Source organism: Desulfonatronum lacustre DSM 10312 (assembly GCF_000519265.1).
In the GTDB taxonomy this organism is placed as follows: Bacteria; Desulfobacterota; Desulfovibrionia; order Desulfovibrionales; family Desulfonatronaceae; genus Desulfonatronum; species Desulfonatronum lacustre.
This window is the reverse complement of sequence record NZ_KI912608.1, coordinates 1,184,485-1,203,227: the sequence shown is the minus strand read 5'-3', so window position 1 is coordinate 1,203,227 and position 18,743 is coordinate 1,184,485. Positions and strand designations below refer to the sequence as shown.

The 18,743-nt window shown below is 54.6% G+C and carries 16 protein-coding genes and 1 pseudogene; 14 read left to right on the top strand and 3 right to left on the bottom strand.

The features are described from left to right. Positions 1-17: 17 nt before the first annotated feature. From DESLA_RS0105730 to DESLA_RS18965, 4 genes and pseudogenes are all read left to right on the top strand, one after another. Positions 18-1,259, top strand: a complete 1,242-nt coding sequence (locus tag DESLA_RS0105730) for a phospholipase D-like domain-containing protein (RefSeq protein WP_211239031.1) — start codon at positions 18-20, stop codon at positions 1,257-1,259. Positions 1,260-1,322: 63 nt separating this feature from the next. Further along, positions 1,323-1,583 (top strand): annotated as a pseudogene (locus DESLA_RS23770) (alpha/beta fold hydrolase); the annotation flags it as partial. A 10-nt stretch (positions 1,584-1,593) separates the two neighbouring features. Beyond that, positions 1,594-2,145, top strand: coding sequence for an alpha/beta fold hydrolase (locus DESLA_RS18970; RefSeq protein WP_245590009.1), 552 nt, complete (start codon positions 1,594-1,596; stop codon positions 2,143-2,145). 124 nt (positions 2,146-2,269) lie between these two features. Then, positions 2,270-2,842, top strand: coding sequence for a DUF305 domain-containing protein (locus DESLA_RS18965; RefSeq protein WP_028571714.1), 573 nt, complete (start codon positions 2,270-2,272; stop codon positions 2,840-2,842). 213 nt (positions 2,843-3,055) lie between these two features. Here the strand turns inward: DESLA_RS18965 and DESLA_RS0105710 are convergent, their stop codons facing one another. Continuing rightward, on the bottom strand, positions 3,056-3,538 hold the full coding sequence (locus DESLA_RS0105710) for a hypothetical protein (protein WP_028571713.1): 483 nt from the start codon (positions 3,536-3,538) through the stop codon (positions 3,056-3,058). A gap of 861 nt (positions 3,539-4,399) precedes the next feature. Here DESLA_RS0105710 and DESLA_RS0105705 point away from each other — a divergent pair. Beyond that, positions 4,400-6,877 (top strand): heavy metal translocating P-type ATPase, encoded by a 2,478-nt coding sequence (locus DESLA_RS0105705; protein ID WP_028571712.1) that lies wholly within the window; start codon positions 4,400-4,402, stop codon positions 6,875-6,877. A 247-nt stretch (positions 6,878-7,124) separates the two neighbouring features. On the opposite strand, the gene DESLA_RS22770 is transcribed toward DESLA_RS0105705, so the two are convergent. Together DESLA_RS22770 and DESLA_RS0105690 are read right to left on the bottom strand one after the other, a co-directional pair. Further along, entirely contained in the window at positions 7,125-7,295 is a 171-nt protein-coding gene (locus tag DESLA_RS22770; RefSeq protein ID WP_156932875.1) for a hypothetical protein, read from the bottom strand. Continuing rightward, entirely contained in the window at positions 7,296-7,916 is a 621-nt protein-coding gene (locus DESLA_RS0105690; RefSeq protein ID WP_028571711.1) for a methyltransferase family protein, read from the bottom strand. 1,231 nt (positions 7,917-9,147) lie between these two features. On the opposite strand from DESLA_RS0105690, the gene DESLA_RS0105680 reads away from it, so the two are divergent. The 9 genes from DESLA_RS0105680 to DESLA_RS18955 all read left to right on the top strand — a co-directional run bounded on the left by DESLA_RS0105680 (position 9,148) and on the right by DESLA_RS18955 (position 18,724). Further along, the gene (locus DESLA_RS0105680; RefSeq protein WP_028571710.1) at positions 9,148-9,954 is read left to right on the top strand and encodes an MlaE family ABC transporter permease; all 807 of its coding nucleotides are present in this window, start codon (positions 9,148-9,150) and stop codon (positions 9,952-9,954) included. Positions 9,955-10,305: 351 nt separating this feature from the next. Continuing rightward, positions 10,306-11,535 carry an ATP-binding cassette domain-containing protein gene (locus DESLA_RS22295; RefSeq protein WP_084031913.1) on the top strand — a complete coding sequence of 410 codons (1,230 nt, stop codon included), beginning with the start codon at positions 10,306-10,308 and terminating at the stop codon, positions 11,533-11,535. Beyond that, positions 11,532-11,984, top strand: coding sequence for an outer membrane lipid asymmetry maintenance protein MlaD (gene mlaD / locus DESLA_RS0105670; RefSeq protein ID WP_028571709.1), 453 nt, complete (start codon positions 11,532-11,534; stop codon positions 11,982-11,984). The genes DESLA_RS22295 and mlaD overlap by 4 nt, the downstream gene beginning before the upstream one ends. A gap of 69 nt (positions 11,985-12,053) precedes the next feature. Further along, positions 12,054-12,680, top strand: a complete 627-nt coding sequence (locus tag DESLA_RS0105665) for an MlaC/ttg2D family ABC transporter substrate-binding protein (RefSeq protein WP_028571708.1) — start codon at positions 12,054-12,056, stop codon at positions 12,678-12,680. Between the two features lie 17 nt (positions 12,681-12,697). Next, positions 12,698-13,522, top strand: a complete 825-nt coding sequence (locus DESLA_RS0105660; protein ID WP_028571707.1) for an MlaA family lipoprotein — start codon at positions 12,698-12,700, stop codon at positions 13,520-13,522. 256 nt (positions 13,523-13,778) lie between these two features. Next, complete coding sequence (locus DESLA_RS0105655) at positions 13,779-15,587, top strand: SLC13 family permease (RefSeq protein ID WP_028571706.1); 1,809 nt, start codon at positions 13,779-13,781, stop codon at positions 15,585-15,587. A gap of 387 nt (positions 15,588-15,974) precedes the next feature. Continuing rightward, positions 15,975-17,006 carry a putative zinc-binding metallopeptidase gene (locus DESLA_RS0105650; protein ID WP_051434424.1) on the top strand — a complete coding sequence of 344 codons (1,032 nt, stop codon included), beginning with the start codon at positions 15,975-15,977 and terminating at the stop codon, positions 17,004-17,006. Between the two features lie 15 nt (positions 17,007-17,021). Then, on the top strand, positions 17,022-18,134 hold the full coding sequence (locus DESLA_RS0105645) for a D-alanine--D-alanine ligase family protein (protein ID WP_028571704.1): 1,113 nt from the start codon (positions 17,022-17,024) through the stop codon (positions 18,132-18,134). A 62-nt stretch (positions 18,135-18,196) separates the two neighbouring features. Further along, entirely contained in the window at positions 18,197-18,724 is a 528-nt protein-coding gene (locus tag DESLA_RS18955; protein WP_084031912.1) for a DUF2892 domain-containing protein, read from the top strand. Positions 18,725-18,743 lie beyond the last annotated feature (19 nt).

Sequence of the window (18,743 nt, the reverse complement as noted above, 5' to 3'; positions counted from 1 at the left end):
GGGTTGTCGGAGTCACTGTGCTGGCCACCAGCCTGGTGCTGGTCGTGTTGCAGAACTTCAAGACACCCGAGAAGGTGCTGGAGCGCAAAGTCGAGCATCGATACGCTGTCTCCGATCCGCAGTTTCGGCGCGAGATGTCCGTCCTGCTGGGCCCGGCGATTGTGGGCGGCAATCAGGTCACCGCGCTGCAAAACGGCAACGAGATTTTTCCGGCGATGCTGCTGGCCATTCGTTCGGCCCAGATCTCGATCACGTTCGAGACCTTCATTTACTGGTCAGGAGAAATTGGTGATGCCTTCTCGCAGGCGCTTTCCGAGCGGGCCAGCGCCGGCGTGCCGGTGAGCGTCATTCTCGACTGGGTTGGCAGCACCAAGATGGAGCAGTCGCTGCTGGATTCCATGCAGGCTGCTGGGGTGCAGTTGCATCGATATCGGCCGCTGAACTGGTACAACCTGGGCCGGATGAACAACCGCACCCATCGCAAGCTGCTGGTGGTCGATGGGCGTATCGGGTTCACCGGAGGGGTCGGCATCGCGGATCAGTGGACTGGGGACGGTGGCGATCCCAACCACTGGCGGGAGAGTCACTTCCTGATTGAAGGCCCCGCAGTGGCGCAGTTGCAAGCGGCCTTCAACGACAACTGGATCAAGACCACTGGTCAGGTGCTGAATGGCCCGAGCTACTTTCCTGCCCTGCAGGAGAAGGGCGAGATGGACGCACACGTGTTTATTGCCTCCCCGGCCAGCGGGAGCGAGAGCATGCACCTGATGTATCTGCTTGCCATCGCGGCGGCCGAGGCGACTATCGACTTGGCGGCGTCCTACTTTGTGCCCGACCGGCTGTTGATCAAGGCCTTGGTTGCTGCCCGCGGTCGCGGCGTTCGCGTTCGCATCCTGCTGCCTGGGCCGCATATGGATGCGCTGACGGTCAAGATCGCTTCCAAGGCCGATTGGGGCGAGCTGCTGCAAGCAGGCGCCGAAATCTACGTCTATCAACCGACCATGCTGCACACCAAGCTGCTGGTCATTGATGCCGAGTTTGTTTCGGTGGGTTCAACCAATTTCGACATTCGTTCGATCCGGCTCAACGACGAAGCGAGTCTGAATATCTACAACAGCGACTTCGCTACCCGGATGACGGCGGTGTTCGAGGCCGATCTGCTGGAGGCTGAGCCGTTTTCCCTTGCGCGTTGGGAGCGCCGTCCGCTGCGCCAAAAAATCGCCGAAAAGATTCTCCTGCCAATCAAATCGCAGCTTTGATCGCGCTGAAACCAGGCAATCGACCAAATCGACAACCCCTGAGCAGGAAAAAGAGGCAAAATAATGGGCACGATTCTGACGAAAGACGGTACGCAGATCTATTACAAGGACTGGGGGACAGGGCAGGCCATCGTCTTCAGTCATGGCTGGCCGCTGAACGCGGATGCCTGGGAAGACCAGATGCTGTTCCTGGCTTCCAACGGCTATCGCTGCATTGCCCATGACCGCCGCGGTCATGGCCGATCAGGCCAGTCCTGGGATGGCAACGACATGGATACGTATGCCGACGACTTGGCAACACTCGTTGCCGCGCTCGACCTGACAAATAGTATTCATGTCGGCCACTCCACGGGCGGCGGCGAAGTTGCCCGCTACATCGGCCGGCCATGGCACGAAACGTGTCGCCAAGGCTGTGCTGATCGGCGCAGTGACCCCGCTGATGCTGAAGACGGCCGCAAACCCCGGCGGTCTGCCGATGGAGGCGTTCGACAAGATCCGTGCCGGCGTACTCGCCGACCGCTCGCAGTTCTTCAAGGATCTCACCACGCCGTTCTATGGCGCCGACAAGGAGGGTGCCAAGGTCTCGCAAGGTCTGCGGGACGCATTCTGGCTCCAGGGGATGCAGGCCGGTTTCAAAGCTGTGGTCGATTGCATCAAGGCATTTTCAGAGACGGACTTCACGGATGATCTGAACAAGTTCGACGTACCGACACTGATCATGCATGGCGACGAGGACCAGATCGTACCGATCGATGCATCTGCCCTGCTCTCGGCCAAGATCATCAAGGGCGCAACGCTGAAGATCTATCCTGGAGCGCCACACGGCATGTGCTCCACCAACAAGGACCAGATCAACGCAGATCTTCTCGCATTCTTTAAAGCATAGTCAGCGGACTAATGCGGACATACCATCCGGAGATCGTCTCCTGGATGTCATGCCCCTGAACGATTCGGCATAGGCCGCACGTTTTGGCATCATGGAGATTCAACCACGACAAGGAGAAACGAGGATGAAAGCACTGAGTCTCATGAAGTTCTGGATGCCCATTACGGTGTTGAGCATGCTGTTCATGGCCGCTTCGAACGGCCCGGCGGATGCGGCGGAGCATGAACATGAACATCAAGTGGGCAGCGAGTTGGAATTTCTCGTGGAAATGATCCCTCACCATCAGGAGGCCGTGGACAGCGCCAAGCAGATCCTGGCCGTGACCGAACGCCAGGAACTGCGCGACTTTGCCAAGGAGGTGACGGACGATCAGACCGGGGAAATCGCGAAGATGCGCCAGTGGATCGAGCAGTGGTATCCCGACGCGTCCACACAGGCGGCCTATCAGCCCATGATGCGGGACATCGAAGGCCTGTCCGCGGAGGAAGCGGACACCGTCTTCCTGGAGGACATGATTGAACATCACCTCGGCGCCGTGCATATGGCCCGGGATGTTCTGGACAAAAATCTGGCCGTGCACCCCGAAGTGCGGACTCTGGCCGAAGAAATCGTCGCCGCCCAAAATCGAGAGATCGACCAGATGCGCGAATGGCTGGAGCAATGGGGCGGCGCTCCGACGGACCACCACGGTCATTGATCATCTGACGTAGAGAAGCACCCCGGTTCTTGTTCAATGTACAGCAGAGGATGCTGTTCAAAAGCCTCCTGGCAGTGAACAAAAAACATAGCTTTCCCCTCGAAAGATTGATTTGTGTATTGCTCCTGCTTCATCCACATTCATGCCGCATACGGGATCGGTTTTCATTTTATTGATCTCCTTATGGTCTTGTTCCGGAATCCGTAAAAAGGATCAGATTGTTTTATCAACCGATCGACAGTTTGAAAGCCGTTCCTGTCCGAGGATCTGGCGTCTGGCGAACCAGATTGTCAGCGGGGGAAGAATTATCCATTGCAGCAGCGGGGAAAGGCCGGTCCCCAGCAGCGGAACAGTGGGCATCACATCTCCATACTGCCAGCGATTCGCAACGGCTGTAGCGTGCCACTCCATGGCAACGGTAACCATTATCCCCATTGCCATGAAGGCAATTATGGTTGCGGTCCCTTGGCGCTTAATCCACCTCCGGTCATGACGGATCGCTGCCACCGTCCAGTATGCCGCCAGGGAAATGATTACGTCCCCAAGGGTCGCCCGGGTACAGATTATTACGCCATCCCAGTGAAGCAGATCAGGCATTTGTTCATACAAGGGAACCTGAAGAAACTCCCAGGGATAGTGTAGCAAGAAAGTGAACAGGGCCACGTTAAGTTCCGGAGAAACAAGTAATCTGCGCATCCTGATTTCCACCGCTTTAGAGCTTGATTCTGATTAAATCCGGAATTCAAGATCTGCCGGACCCCTCCTGCGGAACCTTGTGGCTGGGAGGCGCGCAGGGCCCTTGCAGTGGCGTTGTCCAGTTTTCTTTTCGAATCACTGATAATTTTATGTAGTTGTTTATACGCTATTGAGCGTGCAGATGCTAGACCTTGAGTGGTCTGGATTCGCAAGTATTCTTGTCTAAATGTAACTACTCAGCACAGAGTAATTCTGTTGTCGGAATCGGAATCGGGATCTAAAGCGCTGGGATGAGTTCTAAATTCTTCCTGTTTCGATTCCGACTCCGATAGCGAAGCGCCGACCCCGACACCGATTGCCGGAGCAAGATCGGACACAAAATGTACTGAGTAGTTACGTCTAAATAAACATAGCCGTCCGAATTCTGGAAATAAACAGGTAGATATTTGTTATCAAATATCTGTTCATGACAATCTATGTAATTGGATTATTAAATCAAATAGAATTTTCTGTTAGCTAATAATCAAAAATATTGCGAATTTCCATTTAACATAGTAAAAAAAATAAAACTAAAAAATCTAGCTGAGTGTTGAAAAAGTCCTTATCCGGCAGTCCGTTCAAAAACCCCAAGTGCAAGGAGCAAAAAAAGTTCAAGGTCGAAGCGTATTTATTCATACGTGAGAGTTTGAACTTTTTGCAGCGACGCAGCACTTGGGAGTTTTTCAACGGACTGCTAGCCTGTCAATATCCAGGATGAAATCCTATTCATGCTCGTTTCCTTCGGTTTTCAGAGTTTTCAAGTTCTTCCATCCCTGTCTGAGAAAGCGTGTCTGAATTCAGTTCAAGCAAAGGAGTACATAAATGAAACTGACCTTAGGGGTGCCCGGCATGGGATCCGACCACTGCGCGGGGATCATCCGTGAAAGCCTGAACCGTCTGGACGGGATTGAGGATATCTCAACCAACATCTCCAATCACAAGGTGCGGGTGAACTATGATCCGGATCGGACCGGTTCGGACGCCATTCGTTCGGCCGTGGAAAAGGCGGGCTACGAAGTGGCATCTGTTTCCAATGAAGATGTATCCGGTTTGGTAAAGCTGGTGGTGCCCGGTATGGGATCCGACCACTGCGCGGGGATCATTCGTGACAGTCTGAACCGCCTGAGCGGAATAGGCGAAATCAAAACCAATATTTCCAATCACCAGGTTACAGTAAAATCCGGTAAGGACGGTCCTTCAGCTGAAAAACTGAAAAAGGTCATCGAACGGGCAGGCTACGAGGTGGCTTCCGTCAGCACTGACCGGGAGGGTGACGAACCCCGGGAGGCGGATGAATTCTACCTTTCCCGAGCCTGGAAACGGTTTGTCATTGCCGCCGTGCCCGCAACATTCATTATGATCCTGATGATGGTGCACATGTTCGTGTCGCCAATCCCGGGATATCTGGCCATCATATCCATCCTGGCATTTCCCGTGGTGTTCCTGTTCGGAGGCTGGGCCACCCATGTATCCGCCTGGAGATCCCTTACCAACCTGACCGCCAACATGGATGTGCTCATTTCCATGGGCAGTCTTCCTCCTTACATCATCGGGCTTGTAGGATTTGTCTATCCCATGACCTCTTTCACCGAGATGGCCGCGACAATCATGACGTTCCATCTACTGGGGCGCTATCTGGAGAACCGGGCCAAGGGCCGTGCTTCCCAAGCCATCCGGAAGCTGCTCACTCTTGGGGCCAAGACAGCTCGAGTGGAACGAGACGGGGGGGAAATAGAAGTGCCGGTCAAAGAGCTGGAAATCGGCGACATCATGGTCGTCCGCCCAGGAGAAAAAATTCCCACGGATGGTGAAATAGTGGAAGGCAAAAGCCACGTGGACGAGTCCATAGCTACCGGGGAATCCATTCCCGTAGAAAAGAAACCGAACGATCAAGTGCTTGGAGCCACCATCAATAAAGAAGGCCGGCTTAAGGTCAAGGCCACCCGGGTGGGAGCGGACACCTTTTTGTCTCAGGTCATACGATTGGTTGAGGAAGCCCAGGGATCCAGAGTGCCCATCCAGGAATTCGCCGACCGCATCACTGCCAAGTTTGTGCCTGTGGTAATAGTCATAGCTCTGGCCAGTCTTTTTACTTGGCTTTTGTTTGCGGAATCCCTTCGGCCCATTCTGGAATGGGGGGCGGGCTTTCTGCCCTGGGTAGATCCGACGGCCACGCCGGCTATTCTGGCAATTCTTGCAACCATTGCCGTATTGGTCATTGCCTGTCCATGCGCTCTGGGCCTTGCAACTCCCACCGCCTTGATGGTCGGTTCCGGGATGGGAGCCGAGAGTGGTGTGCTGATCAGATCCGGCCAGGCAATTCAGACCCTTAAGGATATCAAGATTGTGGTCCTGGACAAAACAGGAACCATAACCAAAGGCGAGCCGGAACTCACCGATGTGGTGGCTGCCGATGGATATGATGATGATAACGTTCTGGCTCTGGCTGCAGCGGTTGAGAATGCATCTGAGCATCCCCTTGCCCGGGCGGTTGTGGAAGGGGCCGGAAACAGGAATGTTGATTTTGGAGATGTAGAAGATTTTAGTTCAGTGACCGCCCGTGGAGTTGAAGGCAAAGTTGACGGAAAACAGATACTCATAGGCAATCGCAGGTTACTCGACGAACACGGGGTTTCCGGGCTTAAAGCTTTGGATGAAGATCTTGACAGGCTGGAAGAAAAAGGCCGAACCGCAGTTCTGGTGGCCATGGAAGGCAAGGCTGTGGGCATTGTCGCGGTGGCGGACACAGTGAAGTCGGATTCCCAAAAAGCCGTCAAGGCCATGCACGATCTGGGTCTTCGGGTGATCATGGTCACTGGCGATAATGAACGGACCGCCAGGGCCGTGGCCGAGGAAGTGGGTATCGACGAAGTGCTGTCAGGTGTGCTGCCAGAGGGCAAGGTGGACGAGATCCGCAAACTGCAGGAGCGTTTCGGCCAATACGTGGCCATGGTGGGAGACGGCATCAACGACGCCCCGGCCCTCAAGCAGGCCAACGTGGGCATCGCCATTGGAGCTGGGGCCGACGTGGCCATTGAAGCAGCGGACGTCACCCTGGTCTCAGGAGAACTGCCCAAGGTGGTCGAGGCTATCCGGCTGTCCAGGGCAACCTTCAGCAAAATCGTACAGAACCTGTTCTGGGCGTTCTTTTACAACGTGGTAGCCATACCCATTGCAGCAGCAGGTCTCCTGCATCCCATGATCGGAGTCGTGGCCATGACCGCAAGCTCGCTGACGGTAATCGGCAACTCCATACTGCTCAGACGGTCAAAGATTTCGCTGGACGGAAAGATCAGATAAGAGGCAGATTATATGCCCACTTATGCTTGGCTGAAGATTATTTGCCATACCCCTTGCGGCAGGTGTCCGTATATACATACGGCATTCTGTTGTCTCCGGCCATGGGGGCGGCGCTCATGTCCCTTAGCACGGTGATTGTTGCCATCAACGTGAGATTCCTGAAAAACGCCAAATGAGCCAGCATCTTTTCATTCTTTTTCGCTCTGGATTTTCTTACTGCACATTGCTTCGAACACAAGTAGTAGGTTTAACCCTTATGACCTTTCCTGTGCGAAGCGCCCTCTTCATCGTATTGATCTGCATTTCGTGCGATGGCAACACCTTTCGGCTTGCGCCGTCGCCTTAAGCTCCAAGCAGCCAAAGCAAAGACGACAAAAAAAACAAGGCCGCTGATGATGGTCATGGTTTGGGCGTTCATTTATACCTCCTGCGGATCATTGCTTTTCAAACTGGGAATGAACATGGGTACGCTCCTCTGGTAATCGCGATACTCTTCTCCGAACTTTTCCACCATCCAGCCCTCCTCCTTTCGCGCCAGGAGGGTGTAGGCGAATACGATCACCGGGAATGCAATAACTGAAACGATCGTTGGCCAATGCACAATGCCTTCGCCGAAGACGATCAGAAAGAGGCCAGTGTATTGAGGGTGACGTACTTTTGCATAGACCCCATCGGTGACCAAACGATCCTCTTTTCTGGCTTGGTGAACACGCCTCCAACCATCCGCAACCAGGATTGCACCGCTGAATACGATGGCGTAGCCGATTAACATCGCAACAATATGCGCTACAGGCGTGCCGAAAAGCTGCGCCCAGAGATTGCCTCCCTCAGCCAGTTTCAGGTCCAGACCAAAAAAACGGGCCAGAAAGTAGATGGTCAAAGGAAACCCATACATCTCGGCATAAAAAGCGATTATAAATGCCTGGATCACGCCGGCACTCGACCATTCCTTCCAGCTCTGGGGCGCTAGGTAGCGGTAAAGAAGCCATGATACGATCACGATGACGATAAGCGCCAACCCCCATGTTCCTACATGCATAAGCGTCCTCCTTTTCTCCGATTTTGTCTCTGTCTTATTCCTGTTAAGGCAGGCAGCTTCCCAGAAGAGAAGTTTGAATAATTGTAACTACTCAGTACATTTTGCGTCCGCTCTTGCTCCGGCAATCGGGGTCGGTATCGGTATCGGAATCGAATCTGGAAAAATTTTGAACGCATCCCCACATTTTCGATCCCGATTCCGATACCGACCCTGGCAACAGAATTACTCTGTGCTGAGTAGTTACGGATAATCCTGCTAAAAATCAGCCTAACAAAGATAAAGAGAAGCACGCGACGGCAATACAGCCCGCGAGATCAGTTTCCTACGGTCACATCCGATTCTTTGCACGAGAACACTCCTCTTGAGCATATGCATACGTTGTTCAAGATGTTTCAAGAGCCGAGTCTGTTATCCCAACCTCCGTCATGAAAACCTATTTTTTGAACCGAGTCTGTAGGGAAATCGCCTCTTGTCGCAAGGGAAAAACACGTGCAACGGGAATAAATCCCTGGCCGACGATGAGCAGAGGAAAACTCAACCTCGGCCTGGGAATTATTCCAGTCTTCCGGGAATTCCTCCCGTTAAAGCAAGTGATTCCCCTATAGACACGATCAAACAAAATGCTATTTTTACTTTTCACTGAACTACAAGCTGTCGTCGTATGTGTGGCGGCAGGACAATAACTCTCACAGTATCCCGACTTCCTTGATGTAGCGGCCAACAGAAAATTCGGCAGTCATTCACGTCTACCTGCCGCACGAGGCTAACGCACTGCTCGAGGAACTCGTCACAACACGGGTACACGATGACGCCTCCATTCCGCCAGCCATGTGAATGTATTTTCGGAGTTACCGTTACGCCGAAGGTGGATAACCGAGCAAGGGCCAACAGCTCTCACGTGGTTACCAAAAAATATGAACGTAACCAGCAGGCTGATGTCTTGCCCCCAACCACTGTGTGGCCGGAAATTGTGCCAGGGCATGATGAAATGTCGTCAGATGATGCACTCCAAGATGGAAATGATGCACATGATGCTGGAAGGCCTCCTGGAGTCCGCCAAGATGACGGAATGATCCATGGTGGAGTGCTGAAACGTCAGGTCGCTGTTTCATCGGCGCCGACATAGCCCCGTCTCATCAGTGATGGACGGCCTCCTTCAAGGGGGTGACGTGTCCTTGATGTTTCCTCTTTAAGGGGCGGGCCCATCCCTTCATTTTAATGGAGTCGAGCCATGGCAGATTATGCGGAGATCCGTGCAAATCCTTTTGCCGCCTTGGGACGGATGGTGTTCGCCCTGGTCAATGAGCTGGGGGCAATGGCCATCTTCGCCGGTTTGGCCGTTCTGCACGTGTTCACCTTTCCCTTCCAGTTCAGAAAGATACTGAGCCAATTGTACTTCATCGGCTTCCGATCCGTGTCCGTGATTCTCCTGGTATCCGTGTTCACGGGGATGGTTCTGGGTCTTCAAGGGTACTATACCCTGGCAAAATTCGGTTCAACGGGCTTGCTGGGACCGGCCGTGGCCCTGTCACTGATTCGGGAGCTGGGGCCGGTGCTCACGGCCATCATGATCATTGCCCGGGCCGGCTCATCCATGGCCGCGGAAATTGGCATCATGCGCATCTCCGAACAGATCGACGCGCTGGACACCATGAACATCAATCCCATCAAGTTTCTGGTGAGTCCCCGAATCGTGGCTTCCCTGATCAGCTTTCCCCTTTTGACGGCCTTGTTCGACGTGGTGGGCATCTTTGGAGGCTACATAACCAGCGTGGTGCTGCTCCACCTGAGCGCCGGAACCTACTTCACCCAGATCGAGGCCAGCGTGGTCATGCAGGACATTACCGGGGGCTTCGTCAAGGCGGTGGTTTTCGGATTTATCGTTACGGTCATCTGTTGTTTCCAGGGGTATTTCACCCATATGCGCGCCGGGGGCTTCGGGGCCAAAGGGGTGAGCATGTCCACGACCACCGCGGTGGTCATGTCCTGCGTGGCCGTGCTGGTGGTGGACTATGTTCTGACCTCGTTTCTGCTTTAGCTGTCCGTTGAAAAACTCCCAATTGCTGTGTCGTTGCAAAAAGCTCAAACTCTCATGTATGAATAAATACGCTTCGACATTGGGTTTTTTCTCCTTGCACTTGGGGTTTTTGAACGAACAGCGTAACTACTCAGCACAAAGCAATGCTGTTGTCGGGGTCGGAATCGGAATCGGAATCGGGATCGAAAACGCTGGGATGCGTTCTTATTTTTTCCTGTTTCGATTCCGATCCCGACCCCGACCCCGATTGCCGGAACAAGAGCGGACATAAAATGTGCTGAGTAGATACCGAACAGCAAGATAAGGTTTTTTCACAGTTAGCTGTCCGTTGAATAAACAGTTGGGACGATTATGCCCGAACCCGTCATCCGCTTCGAAAAGGTCTGCAAGAGCTTCAACGACAAGGTCGTCCTGAAGGACGTCAGTCTGGATATCCTTGGCGGACAGGTGACGGTGATCATCGGGAAGAGCGGGGTCGGCAAGTCCGTCTTGCTGAAGCACGTCATCGGACTGCTCAAGCCGGATTCCGGGGATATTTTCTTCAAGGGCAAACCTCTTTCCAGCATGAGCCGGAAGAGCATGTCCGAGTTGAAGAGTTGTTTCAGCTACATGTTCCAGAGCAACGCCCAGTTCGACTCCATGACCGTGTACGAGAACATCGCCCTGCCCCTGACCGAAAAGACGAGTCTGGCGTCCGCGATGATTCGGGAGAAGGTCATTCAGCGGACGACACAGTTGGAGATCTCCGATGTCCTGAGCAAATATCCCTCGCAGATCTCGGGAGGGATGCAAAAACGCGTGGCCCTGGCCAGGGCCTTGATCACCGATCCGGAGATCGTTCTCTTTGACGAGCCCACCACCGGGCTCGACCCGATCAGAAAAAACGCCGTGCTGAACATGATCGCTCATTATCAGCGGCAGCTGGGGTTCACGGCCGTTGTCGTCAGCCATGACATCCCTGATGTGTTCTACATCGCGGACAAGGTGGCCATCATCGATTCCAGCGGGATCATTTTTGAAGACACGCCGGTTGTCCTGGAGCAGTCCGACGACCCGGACATCCAGGCCTTTCTGAACAGCGTGGAGATGCTCAAGGACGACCTGACCGGGCTGGACAACCGCAAGGAGTTCATGGCCGGTTTGAGACGCCTTGGCCCTCGCATCCAACTCGGCGAGCGGTATGGTTTCATCCTCTTTTTGTTGGATGGCCTGGATGAAGTGGATGAGCATGTGGGCCAAATCGCGGCGCAACGAGCCATCCAAAACCTCTCCGACGGACTGATCGCCCAATTGAACGGCCAAGGGCGAGCCGTGCGGATCGGGAAAAATGAGGTCGCGGCGTATTTCCCGGTAGCCGATTCCGATCAGATCGACGCTTTCCGCGCGGCAATGCTCGAACGGATCAGCACCATGGGGAAACGCACATCCGGAGCGGAACATCCCGGCTACAGAAATTTCTGCATCAGTTTGGGGGTTGCGGAGGTGGATGCATACCCCGACTTGCAGGCATTGGTCCTGGTGGCTCGTGACAATGAGCAGCAAACGGTTTGTCCGGTACGCGAAAAAAAGGAAACGATATGAAGAAGTACGCCATGGAAACGGGCGTGGGCGTGTTCATGCTCATTGGACTGCTGTGCGTCGGGTATCTGACGATCAGGCTGGGAGATTTGGAACTGCTGCGCGGCAACACCTATTTGCTCAACGCGAGATTCACTTCGGCCGCCGGGCTGAACCGGGGCAGTGTCGTGGAAATGGCCGGAGTCGGGATCGGCAAGGTCGAGAGCATCCGCCTGCATCCCACGGATCTGGTGGCCATTGTGACCTTGCGGATCGAAAAGGAGGTCCCGGTTTCGGATGATGCCGTCGCGGCGATCAAAACCCGCGGTTTGATCGGAGACAAATACGTCGACATCGCTCCCGGGGGGTCGGATTTCGAACTCGGTCCGGGAGAAACCATCGTGGATACCGTGCCGGCCCTGGACATCGAAAAACTGATCGGACGGTTCGCCTTTGGCGACGTTGAGAAATAAGGGCGGAAGGGGAGGAAAAACGGCGAGGATGGCTATGCCGCATCGAAAACGTCAAACCGCGAGGACGATATGTTGAAACAAATTATTTTGATGGTCTGCCTGCTGCTTTTTGCGTCCACGGCCCTGGCCGCTTCACCGATGGCGACCGTTCAGACCGCGGTCGATCAGGTTCTCGGCATTCTGGGTGAACCGGATAGTCCGGAGCAGAACATCATCGATGGAAAATTCGAGCGCATCAAGCAGGTTGTTGATGCAGCCTTTGACTACGAGGTTCTTTCCCGCGTCACCCTCGGTCGAGGCTGGAGACAGTTGAATGATTCGCAGAAAGAACAATTCGTCGCGCTGTATTCGGAGTTGATCGAGCGCACCTACCGAAATTACATTTCCGCCTATTCCGACGAAGACGTCATTTACGTCAAGGAAACGTTGCTCACGGAAGCAGGGGCGCGCATCCCCAAGGCCGAAGTGGAAACCCAGGTCATGGCCAGGCAGGGTCCTGTCCTGGTCTTGTATCGGCTCTATGAGGAAAATGGAAAATGGCTGGTCTACGACATCCATGGGGAGGGGATAAGCCTGGCCCAGAATTTTCGGACCCAGTTCGAAGAAATTCTGCATCGAAGCGGTGTGGACGGATTGCTCGAATCACTGCGGAGCAAGGTCGCGAGCCTGCGAGACGGCGTTGAGGCCGCGAATTGAGAAGAGGACGGGAAGATATGCCGAAAAAAATATCATCCGCGGCGTTGGTTCTTTTGCTGACGTGCCTGGTTGTCACGACCGGATGCGCCGGAAAGAACAGTCCCGGTTCCGCAATGATCGCGGACGGGGGAACCGTTGCCGCAAAAGGAGAGGGCGGCCCGGATCGGCATGACGATTTTGACGATGACGATTGGTGGGAAGAGGAATGGGAAACCCTGGCCGAGGAGCACAAGCCTTTGCGCGTCGTCGATCCCTTGGAAGGATGGAACAGGGCCATGTTCACCGTCAACGACAAGCTCTACCTCTATCTGCTCAAACCGGTCGCCCAGGCGTACGCCATGGTTGTTCCCGAACTCTTCAGGATCGGCATCGGAAACTTCTTCACCAACCTGGCTTATCCCGTGCGCGCCGTGAACAGTCTGTTGCAGGGCAAGGGCGACAAGGTCGCCAAGGAAACCGGAAGTTTCGTTTTGAACACGACCTTCGGCTTCCTCGGCCTGGTCAAAATATCGGATGCCTTCCCGGTCCTGAACGTCACTCACGAGGATGCCGGACAAACGTTCGGCGTCTGGGGGATCGGCAACGGTCCGTATATTGTCTGGCCGTTGCTCGGTCCATCGACATTGCGCGATTCGGTGGGCATGACAGGCGATTTCTTCCTTTCACCACTCTCCTACCTTGAACCTCATGAACTGGGATGGGCCCTGAAGGCCCATGAACGCATCAATTCTTTATCATTCAGGATCGGACAGTACGAGGACATGAAGGAATCAGCCATTGATCCCTATGTCGCTTTCCGCGACGCCTATATCCAGTACCGCCACGCACTGGTTCAGGATTGACCTGGGAGCAAAAGGCGACACCAGTCTGAATCCGGGCTGTATTTCGCGAGGCGTCAGGTAGAATCGCCGTCGCTCCCTTCCAAACTTCCATGCGGTGTCCATTCCTTAACCATCTTGCCGGGACAAAACCGTAATTCATAACACATCGTTTTGAATAAGCTTTCAACCATCAACTTTCAACAAGCTTGGTGTAATATAACTTTTTGCACCAAGCTCTGATATTTGTCCATGGAAGGTCTGGGGAGAGAGAGGTACCATGACCATGGAAATCGGGGTGGTTTTCGCAATACTGGGAACCGCCATGCTGTTGTTTATAACCGGTTGGATCCGTGCGGATATCGTCGCGGTATTGGTACTCGTTTCGCTGGCGGCTACCGGCGTATTGGAGGTGGAGGAGGTTTTGCTCGGCTTCAGCAGCGAAGCCGTCATCTCCATCGCCGGCTTGTTGATCTTGAGCGCCGGGTTGGTACGCAGCGGGGTGGTCCGGTGGATCGCGGAGCGTCTGAACGACATCGCCGGAGGGAGCCGCAAACGGTTGACTTGGATGAGCACCCTGGTCCCCGGCGTCCTGTCGGGTTTTGTGAGCGATATTGCCACGGTTTCGTTATTCATCCCGGTGGTCCTCCGACTGGCCCGTAAGAACGATATCCACCGTTCAAAGCTGCTCCTGCCCATCGCCATGGCTGCCCTGGCAGGTGGAAGCCTGACCATTATCGGGGCCTCGCATAACCTTGTGGTCAACGATCTGCTTCGATCCTCGGGACAGTCAGCGCTTGGTTTCTTCGAAATTGCGCCGGTAGGCATTGCCCTGATCATTTCTTTCGCTGTCTACACCCTGGTCATTGGGCAGCGCCTGTTGCCGGGCGAAAAGGGCGCCGTGGAAAGCCGGGGAGATCATACTGATTTAATGCGGACATACCATTTGGAAGATCGTCTCTGGGAGGTCTTGCTCCTGAACGATTCTTCCTGGGTGGGGAAGACGTTGCAAGAAATCGCAATCGGTAATGAGCACGGGCTTACGGTCTTGTCTGTTGTGCGCCATGACGAACCCCACCTTGTTAAACGAGTGGATTTTGTCCTGGAGAAGGACGATATGCTGCTGGTGGGCGGACGCAGGACAAGGGTCGAAAAACTGGTCCAGGAACATCCGGGACTCAAAGTATTGGGACATCCCAGCGAACCTGAACAATTTCCGTCATCCAGTGGAGAGCTGATCGAAGTGGTTGTCCCACCGCGTTCACCGGTGGTCGGCAAGACCCTGACTGATTTGGATTTGCGCAGGAAAACCTGCCTCACGGGCGTAGCGATCTGGCGCGCGGACAGCCCCATTCGAACCGATGTGGGAACCACTCCCCTGCAAGAAGGTGACGCGCTGCTGCTCTATGGTCCGGGCGATCAGACGCGCAGCTACGATCCCAGGCCGGGTTTCTTGTGGCTGCATGAGCCACACCCGCAGGAAGCTCCCCGGAAGCTGCGCCATCTGGGCAAGTGGGCCGCCTTGATTATGGCCGGGGTGATTGCCTTGGCTGGTTTCAATCTGCTTCCGATTGCCGTGGCGGCGCTGGGGGGCGCGGCGTTAATGGTCCTTATCGGCATTCTGCCTCTCCGGCTGGTCTATGAACATGTGGAGTGGCGGACGATTGTCCTGGTCGGCGGGATGTTCCCGTTGGGCTTGGCCATGGAGAAAAGCGGCGCTGCCGGACTGGTTTCCAGCCTGATAGCCGATACGTTGGGTACACTCGGCCCGCATGTCACCATGATCGGGATCACGTTGATCGCCCTGCTCCTGACGCAGTCCCTGCACGGGGCAGCCGTGGCGGTGATCATGATCCCGGTCGCATTGGATACAGCCGGCCTGCTCGGGGTCGAGCCGAAAGCGTTTGCCGTCGCCGTTATTGTGGGGGCCGCGGCCACCTACCTGCTGCCTGAAGGCCATCCGGCGCCCCTGATGGTCCAGGGTCCCGGGTCATATGCGACCAGGGATTATCTCAAGTTCGGGACCGGGCTGGTGGTGATCACCCTGGCAGTCGTTGCAGTGCTCGTGCCCCTGATGTGGCCTTTCTGATTGATCTGCAGGCGGCCCGCACCCTCCTTGCGGTTTGGCCATTGATCCCTCTGTCGCTTTTCGTGACGCCGGTCTAAATCCGGGCCGGAATTTCGCGAGGGTCAGGCAGGATCGCCGTCGCTCTCTTCCAAACTTCCGTGCAGTGTCCGTTCATCCACTCGCCGATGCCGGGAACTATTCCCGTCGCCTGTGATTTCTCCTCACATAAAATATGAGATTACCCTACAGACCGGGATGCTCAAAAGCGTATCTTTCCAGTTATGGAGCCATTGGTGTTGAACCAAAGACACTCGGCTGACGGACAGGGACGGACAATTGGCCGGTATGCCTTCCGTGCTATTCGATGCTGTCGCAGGATCGCCTGATCAACAAACTGTTCGAGGTCGAATGATGGTTACGGAAAATCCGGCGGATGATTGGCATACCGAGCGTGAAAGGCTGCTTCAGAGCAAGCTGTGCGACTTGGGGTTGAAGCTTGAAGGAACGCGCTTGGAAAAAATTGTGGAGGACCTCTACGAAGAGTTGGAGAGCGCGAAAATACGGCTCAAACCGAAGGTATACCTTTCCGATGAATGGGGCTGCCCCGAGGGGCTGCCAATCATAGGGATCCCTTTTTATCTTGCCGATGAAAAGCTTTCCCGCATTGAAGACGAAATCATGGAAGACATAGAAGCCGAGTCCGACGAAGAGATCCTGCGCTACCTGCGGCACGAAGCGGGGCACGCCTTCAACTACGCATACAAACTTTACGAGACCGAGGAATGGCAAGACGTGTTCGGTCCCTACTCCCGTCCGTATAGCGAAGATTACAGGCCGGATCCCTTTTCGCTGAACTTCGTTCGACACATTCCGGGCTGGTATGCCCAGAAGCATCCTGATGAAGATTTTGCCGAAACCTTTGCCGTCTGGATCACCCCGGATTCCAATTGGCAGGAGACCTATAAAGATTGGGGCTGTTACAAAAAACTCGTCTACGTGGACAGGATCGTGGCCCAGTACGGGCCCATGGACCCCTTGGTTACGGCCGAAAACTACGACGTGGCTTGCGACCTGCGCGGCTCTATCACCGAACACTATGAGAAATTCCGGGCCGAAGAAAGCGAGGTGCCTGCGTATTTTGACGGAGACTTAAAAGACATCTTCGAAAGGAAGGTCCCCCCGGGGAAGGAAGATGACTGGCTCCCGGCACACCAGTTTCTGAGCAAGCACAGGAAGAGCCTTGTCCGAAATATCACCTACTGGACCGGGCTCAACGATGCCGCTGTCAGATCGCTCATTCAGCACTTCATCAATCGGTGTGAAATGCTTGAGCTCTATCTGAACCCCGAGAAGCGTCTTGAAGTCCTGATGGAAATGAGCGCTTATGCAACGACGCTGTGCATGAACAAGCTGTTCAAAGGCGACTTTATCATAAAGTGAAACCATGGGGGCAGTGTGAAAAAATTAAAAATTACAATAATTTATGATGCCGTCGAAGATGAGCTCAGACAGGAAGCCGAAAGCAAAAAAAAGGCATCTCTGGTTTGCGAACAGGTGGAGCAGGTACTCATCCGGCGCGGGCACGACGTAAAGAGGCTTGCCGCCGAAAGCAAGATCCGGGCTTTCGCCACCCAGATAGGCCAGGACGATGGGGACCTGATCTTTAATCTGTGCGAATCAATAGGCGGGGTCAGCCAATTCGAGCAGACGGTGGCCGCACTGCTGGAAGTGCTGGACAAAAAATTTACAGGCGCGGGATCCATAGGTCTGGCACTTGCCCAGGACAAGGAACTCAGCAAAAAAATCTACCATTTCCACGGGATTCGATACCCCAGGTTTTCGAGCATGGACAGCGGCAAGGTGGAGTGGTCGGACGATTTGCGATTCCCTCTTTTTGTGAAACCACTCAATGAGGATGCTTCCATCGGAATCGACAGCGGCTCGGTTGTCCATACCGTCAAGGAGCTGATGGAACGAATCTCCTACCTCCAGACCGAGCTCAACGCCCCGGCCCTGATCGAGGAGTTCATCGAGGGGCGGGAGATCTACATAGGAGTTCTCGGCAACGACAAACCGGAAGCTCTACCCATTTTGGAGTGGGATTTTTCCGGGGTAGCAGACGGCATGCCAAGGATTGCCTCCAGTGAAGCCAAGTGGGACGAGGACTCTCCTTATAAAGACGCACCAGAGGTTTTTCCGACCGATATCCCGGATACGGTCTGCAAACGGATTCAGGAAACAGCGGTTCAGGCCTTCAAGGCGCTGAGACTTCGGGATTACGGCCGGGTCGATATGCGTCTGCGCAGGGTGACGCCGATGCGTCCGGATGAAAAATCCAAGGGCAAGGCCGGAAAGAAAATCGGCGGAAAAGGTGTCGCCGAAAAATCCACGGGCGTGGAAAAGGCAACGACGGAACTTGATGCGTGGGAGTTCTACGTTATCGAGGTCAATCCGAACCCGCACCTGGACAAGAACAGTGAGTTTGCAGTGGCCGCCCAGAAGCACGGGCTGAATTACCCGGACCTGATCGAGAAGATAGTCGCATTGGCCATGGAGCGGAATGCGTAAACCATCCCAACGTCCCGTCCGTCCCTGTTTGGAGACATAAATCAATTAAAAGGAGATCGATCATGAATCAGACACAGGTAACCGATAATCGTGTAACTTCCCCCTCCGAAGAAACAGAGATCAGATTCGAACAGATAATTCCTCCTTCGGCCGTCCGGGTTGCCAAACGTACCGCTTCCCACGTGCAGGAAAGGATCCGGTTGCGCACCGTGGAGAATATTGCCCGGGCGATCTCCTCGCCAGAGACGATCGATACCCGCTTGAGGGAACTCGACCGGGAATGGGATGTCGAACGCGTGCTGGAGCTCAACGCCTCGCTGCTGATCTTGACCGGCGTGGTCCTCGGTAAATACGTCAACCGCAAGTGGCTTTATCTGTCCCTGGGAGTGTCGGGTTTCCTCGTCCAGCATGCCCTGCAGGGATGGTGCCCGCCCTTGCCGATCCTCCGGCGGATGGGAATCAGAACATGTCAGGAAATAGAGCAGGAGCGCCATGCCCTCAAGATGATTCGCGGCGACACCACCCATATGCCGGAGAATGTCGATCCGCGGCGCCAGGCGGAGGAACTGCTGAGCCTTCAGGAACGGTAGCCGGACTAAAGGAGGACAG

Bases quoted from the DNA above. Each gene is read 5' to 3' on its own strand.
- DESLA_RS0105710 (WP_028571713.1), bottom strand. From the start codon at position 3,538: ATGCGCAGATTACTTGTTTCTCCGGAACTTAACGTGGCCCTGTTCACT.
- DESLA_RS18970 (WP_245590009.1), top strand. From the start codon at position 1,594: ATGTCGGCCACTCCACGGGCGGCGGCGAAGTTGCCCGCTACATCGGCC.
- DESLA_RS0105660 (WP_028571707.1), top strand. From the start codon at position 12,698: ATGCCGAAAAAAATATCATCCGCGGCGTTGGTTCTTTTGCTGACGTGC.
- DESLA_RS0105665 (WP_028571708.1), top strand. From the start codon at position 12,054: ATGTTGAAACAAATTATTTTGATGGTCTGCCTGCTGCTTTTTGCGTCC.
- DESLA_RS0105650 (WP_051434424.1), top strand. From the start codon at position 15,975: ATGATGGTTACGGAAAATCCGGCGGATGATTGGCATACCGAGCGTGAA.
- DESLA_RS0105705 (WP_028571712.1), top strand. From the start codon at position 4,400: ATGAAACTGACCTTAGGGGTGCCCGGCATGGGATCCGACCACTGCGCG.
- mlaD (WP_028571709.1), top strand. From the start codon at position 11,532: ATGAAGAAGTACGCCATGGAAACGGGCGTGGGCGTGTTCATGCTCATT.
- DESLA_RS18965 (WP_028571714.1), top strand. From the start codon at position 2,270: ATGAAAGCACTGAGTCTCATGAAGTTCTGGATGCCCATTACGGTGTTG.
- DESLA_RS22295 (WP_084031913.1), top strand. From the start codon at position 10,306: ATGCCCGAACCCGTCATCCGCTTCGAAAAGGTCTGCAAGAGCTTCAAC.
- DESLA_RS0105680 (WP_028571710.1), top strand. From the start codon at position 9,148: ATGGCAGATTATGCGGAGATCCGTGCAAATCCTTTTGCCGCCTTGGGA.
- DESLA_RS22770 (WP_156932875.1), bottom strand. From the start codon at position 7,295: ATGAACGCCCAAACCATGACCATCATCAGCGGCCTTGTTTTTTTTGTC.
- DESLA_RS18955 (WP_084031912.1), top strand. From the start codon at position 18,197: ATGAATCAGACACAGGTAACCGATAATCGTGTAACTTCCCCCTCCGAA.
- DESLA_RS0105690 (WP_028571711.1), bottom strand. From the start codon at position 7,916: ATGCATGTAGGAACATGGGGGTTGGCGCTTATCGTCATCGTGATCGTA.
- DESLA_RS0105655 (WP_028571706.1), top strand. From the start codon at position 13,779: ATGACCATGGAAATCGGGGTGGTTTTCGCAATACTGGGAACCGCCATG.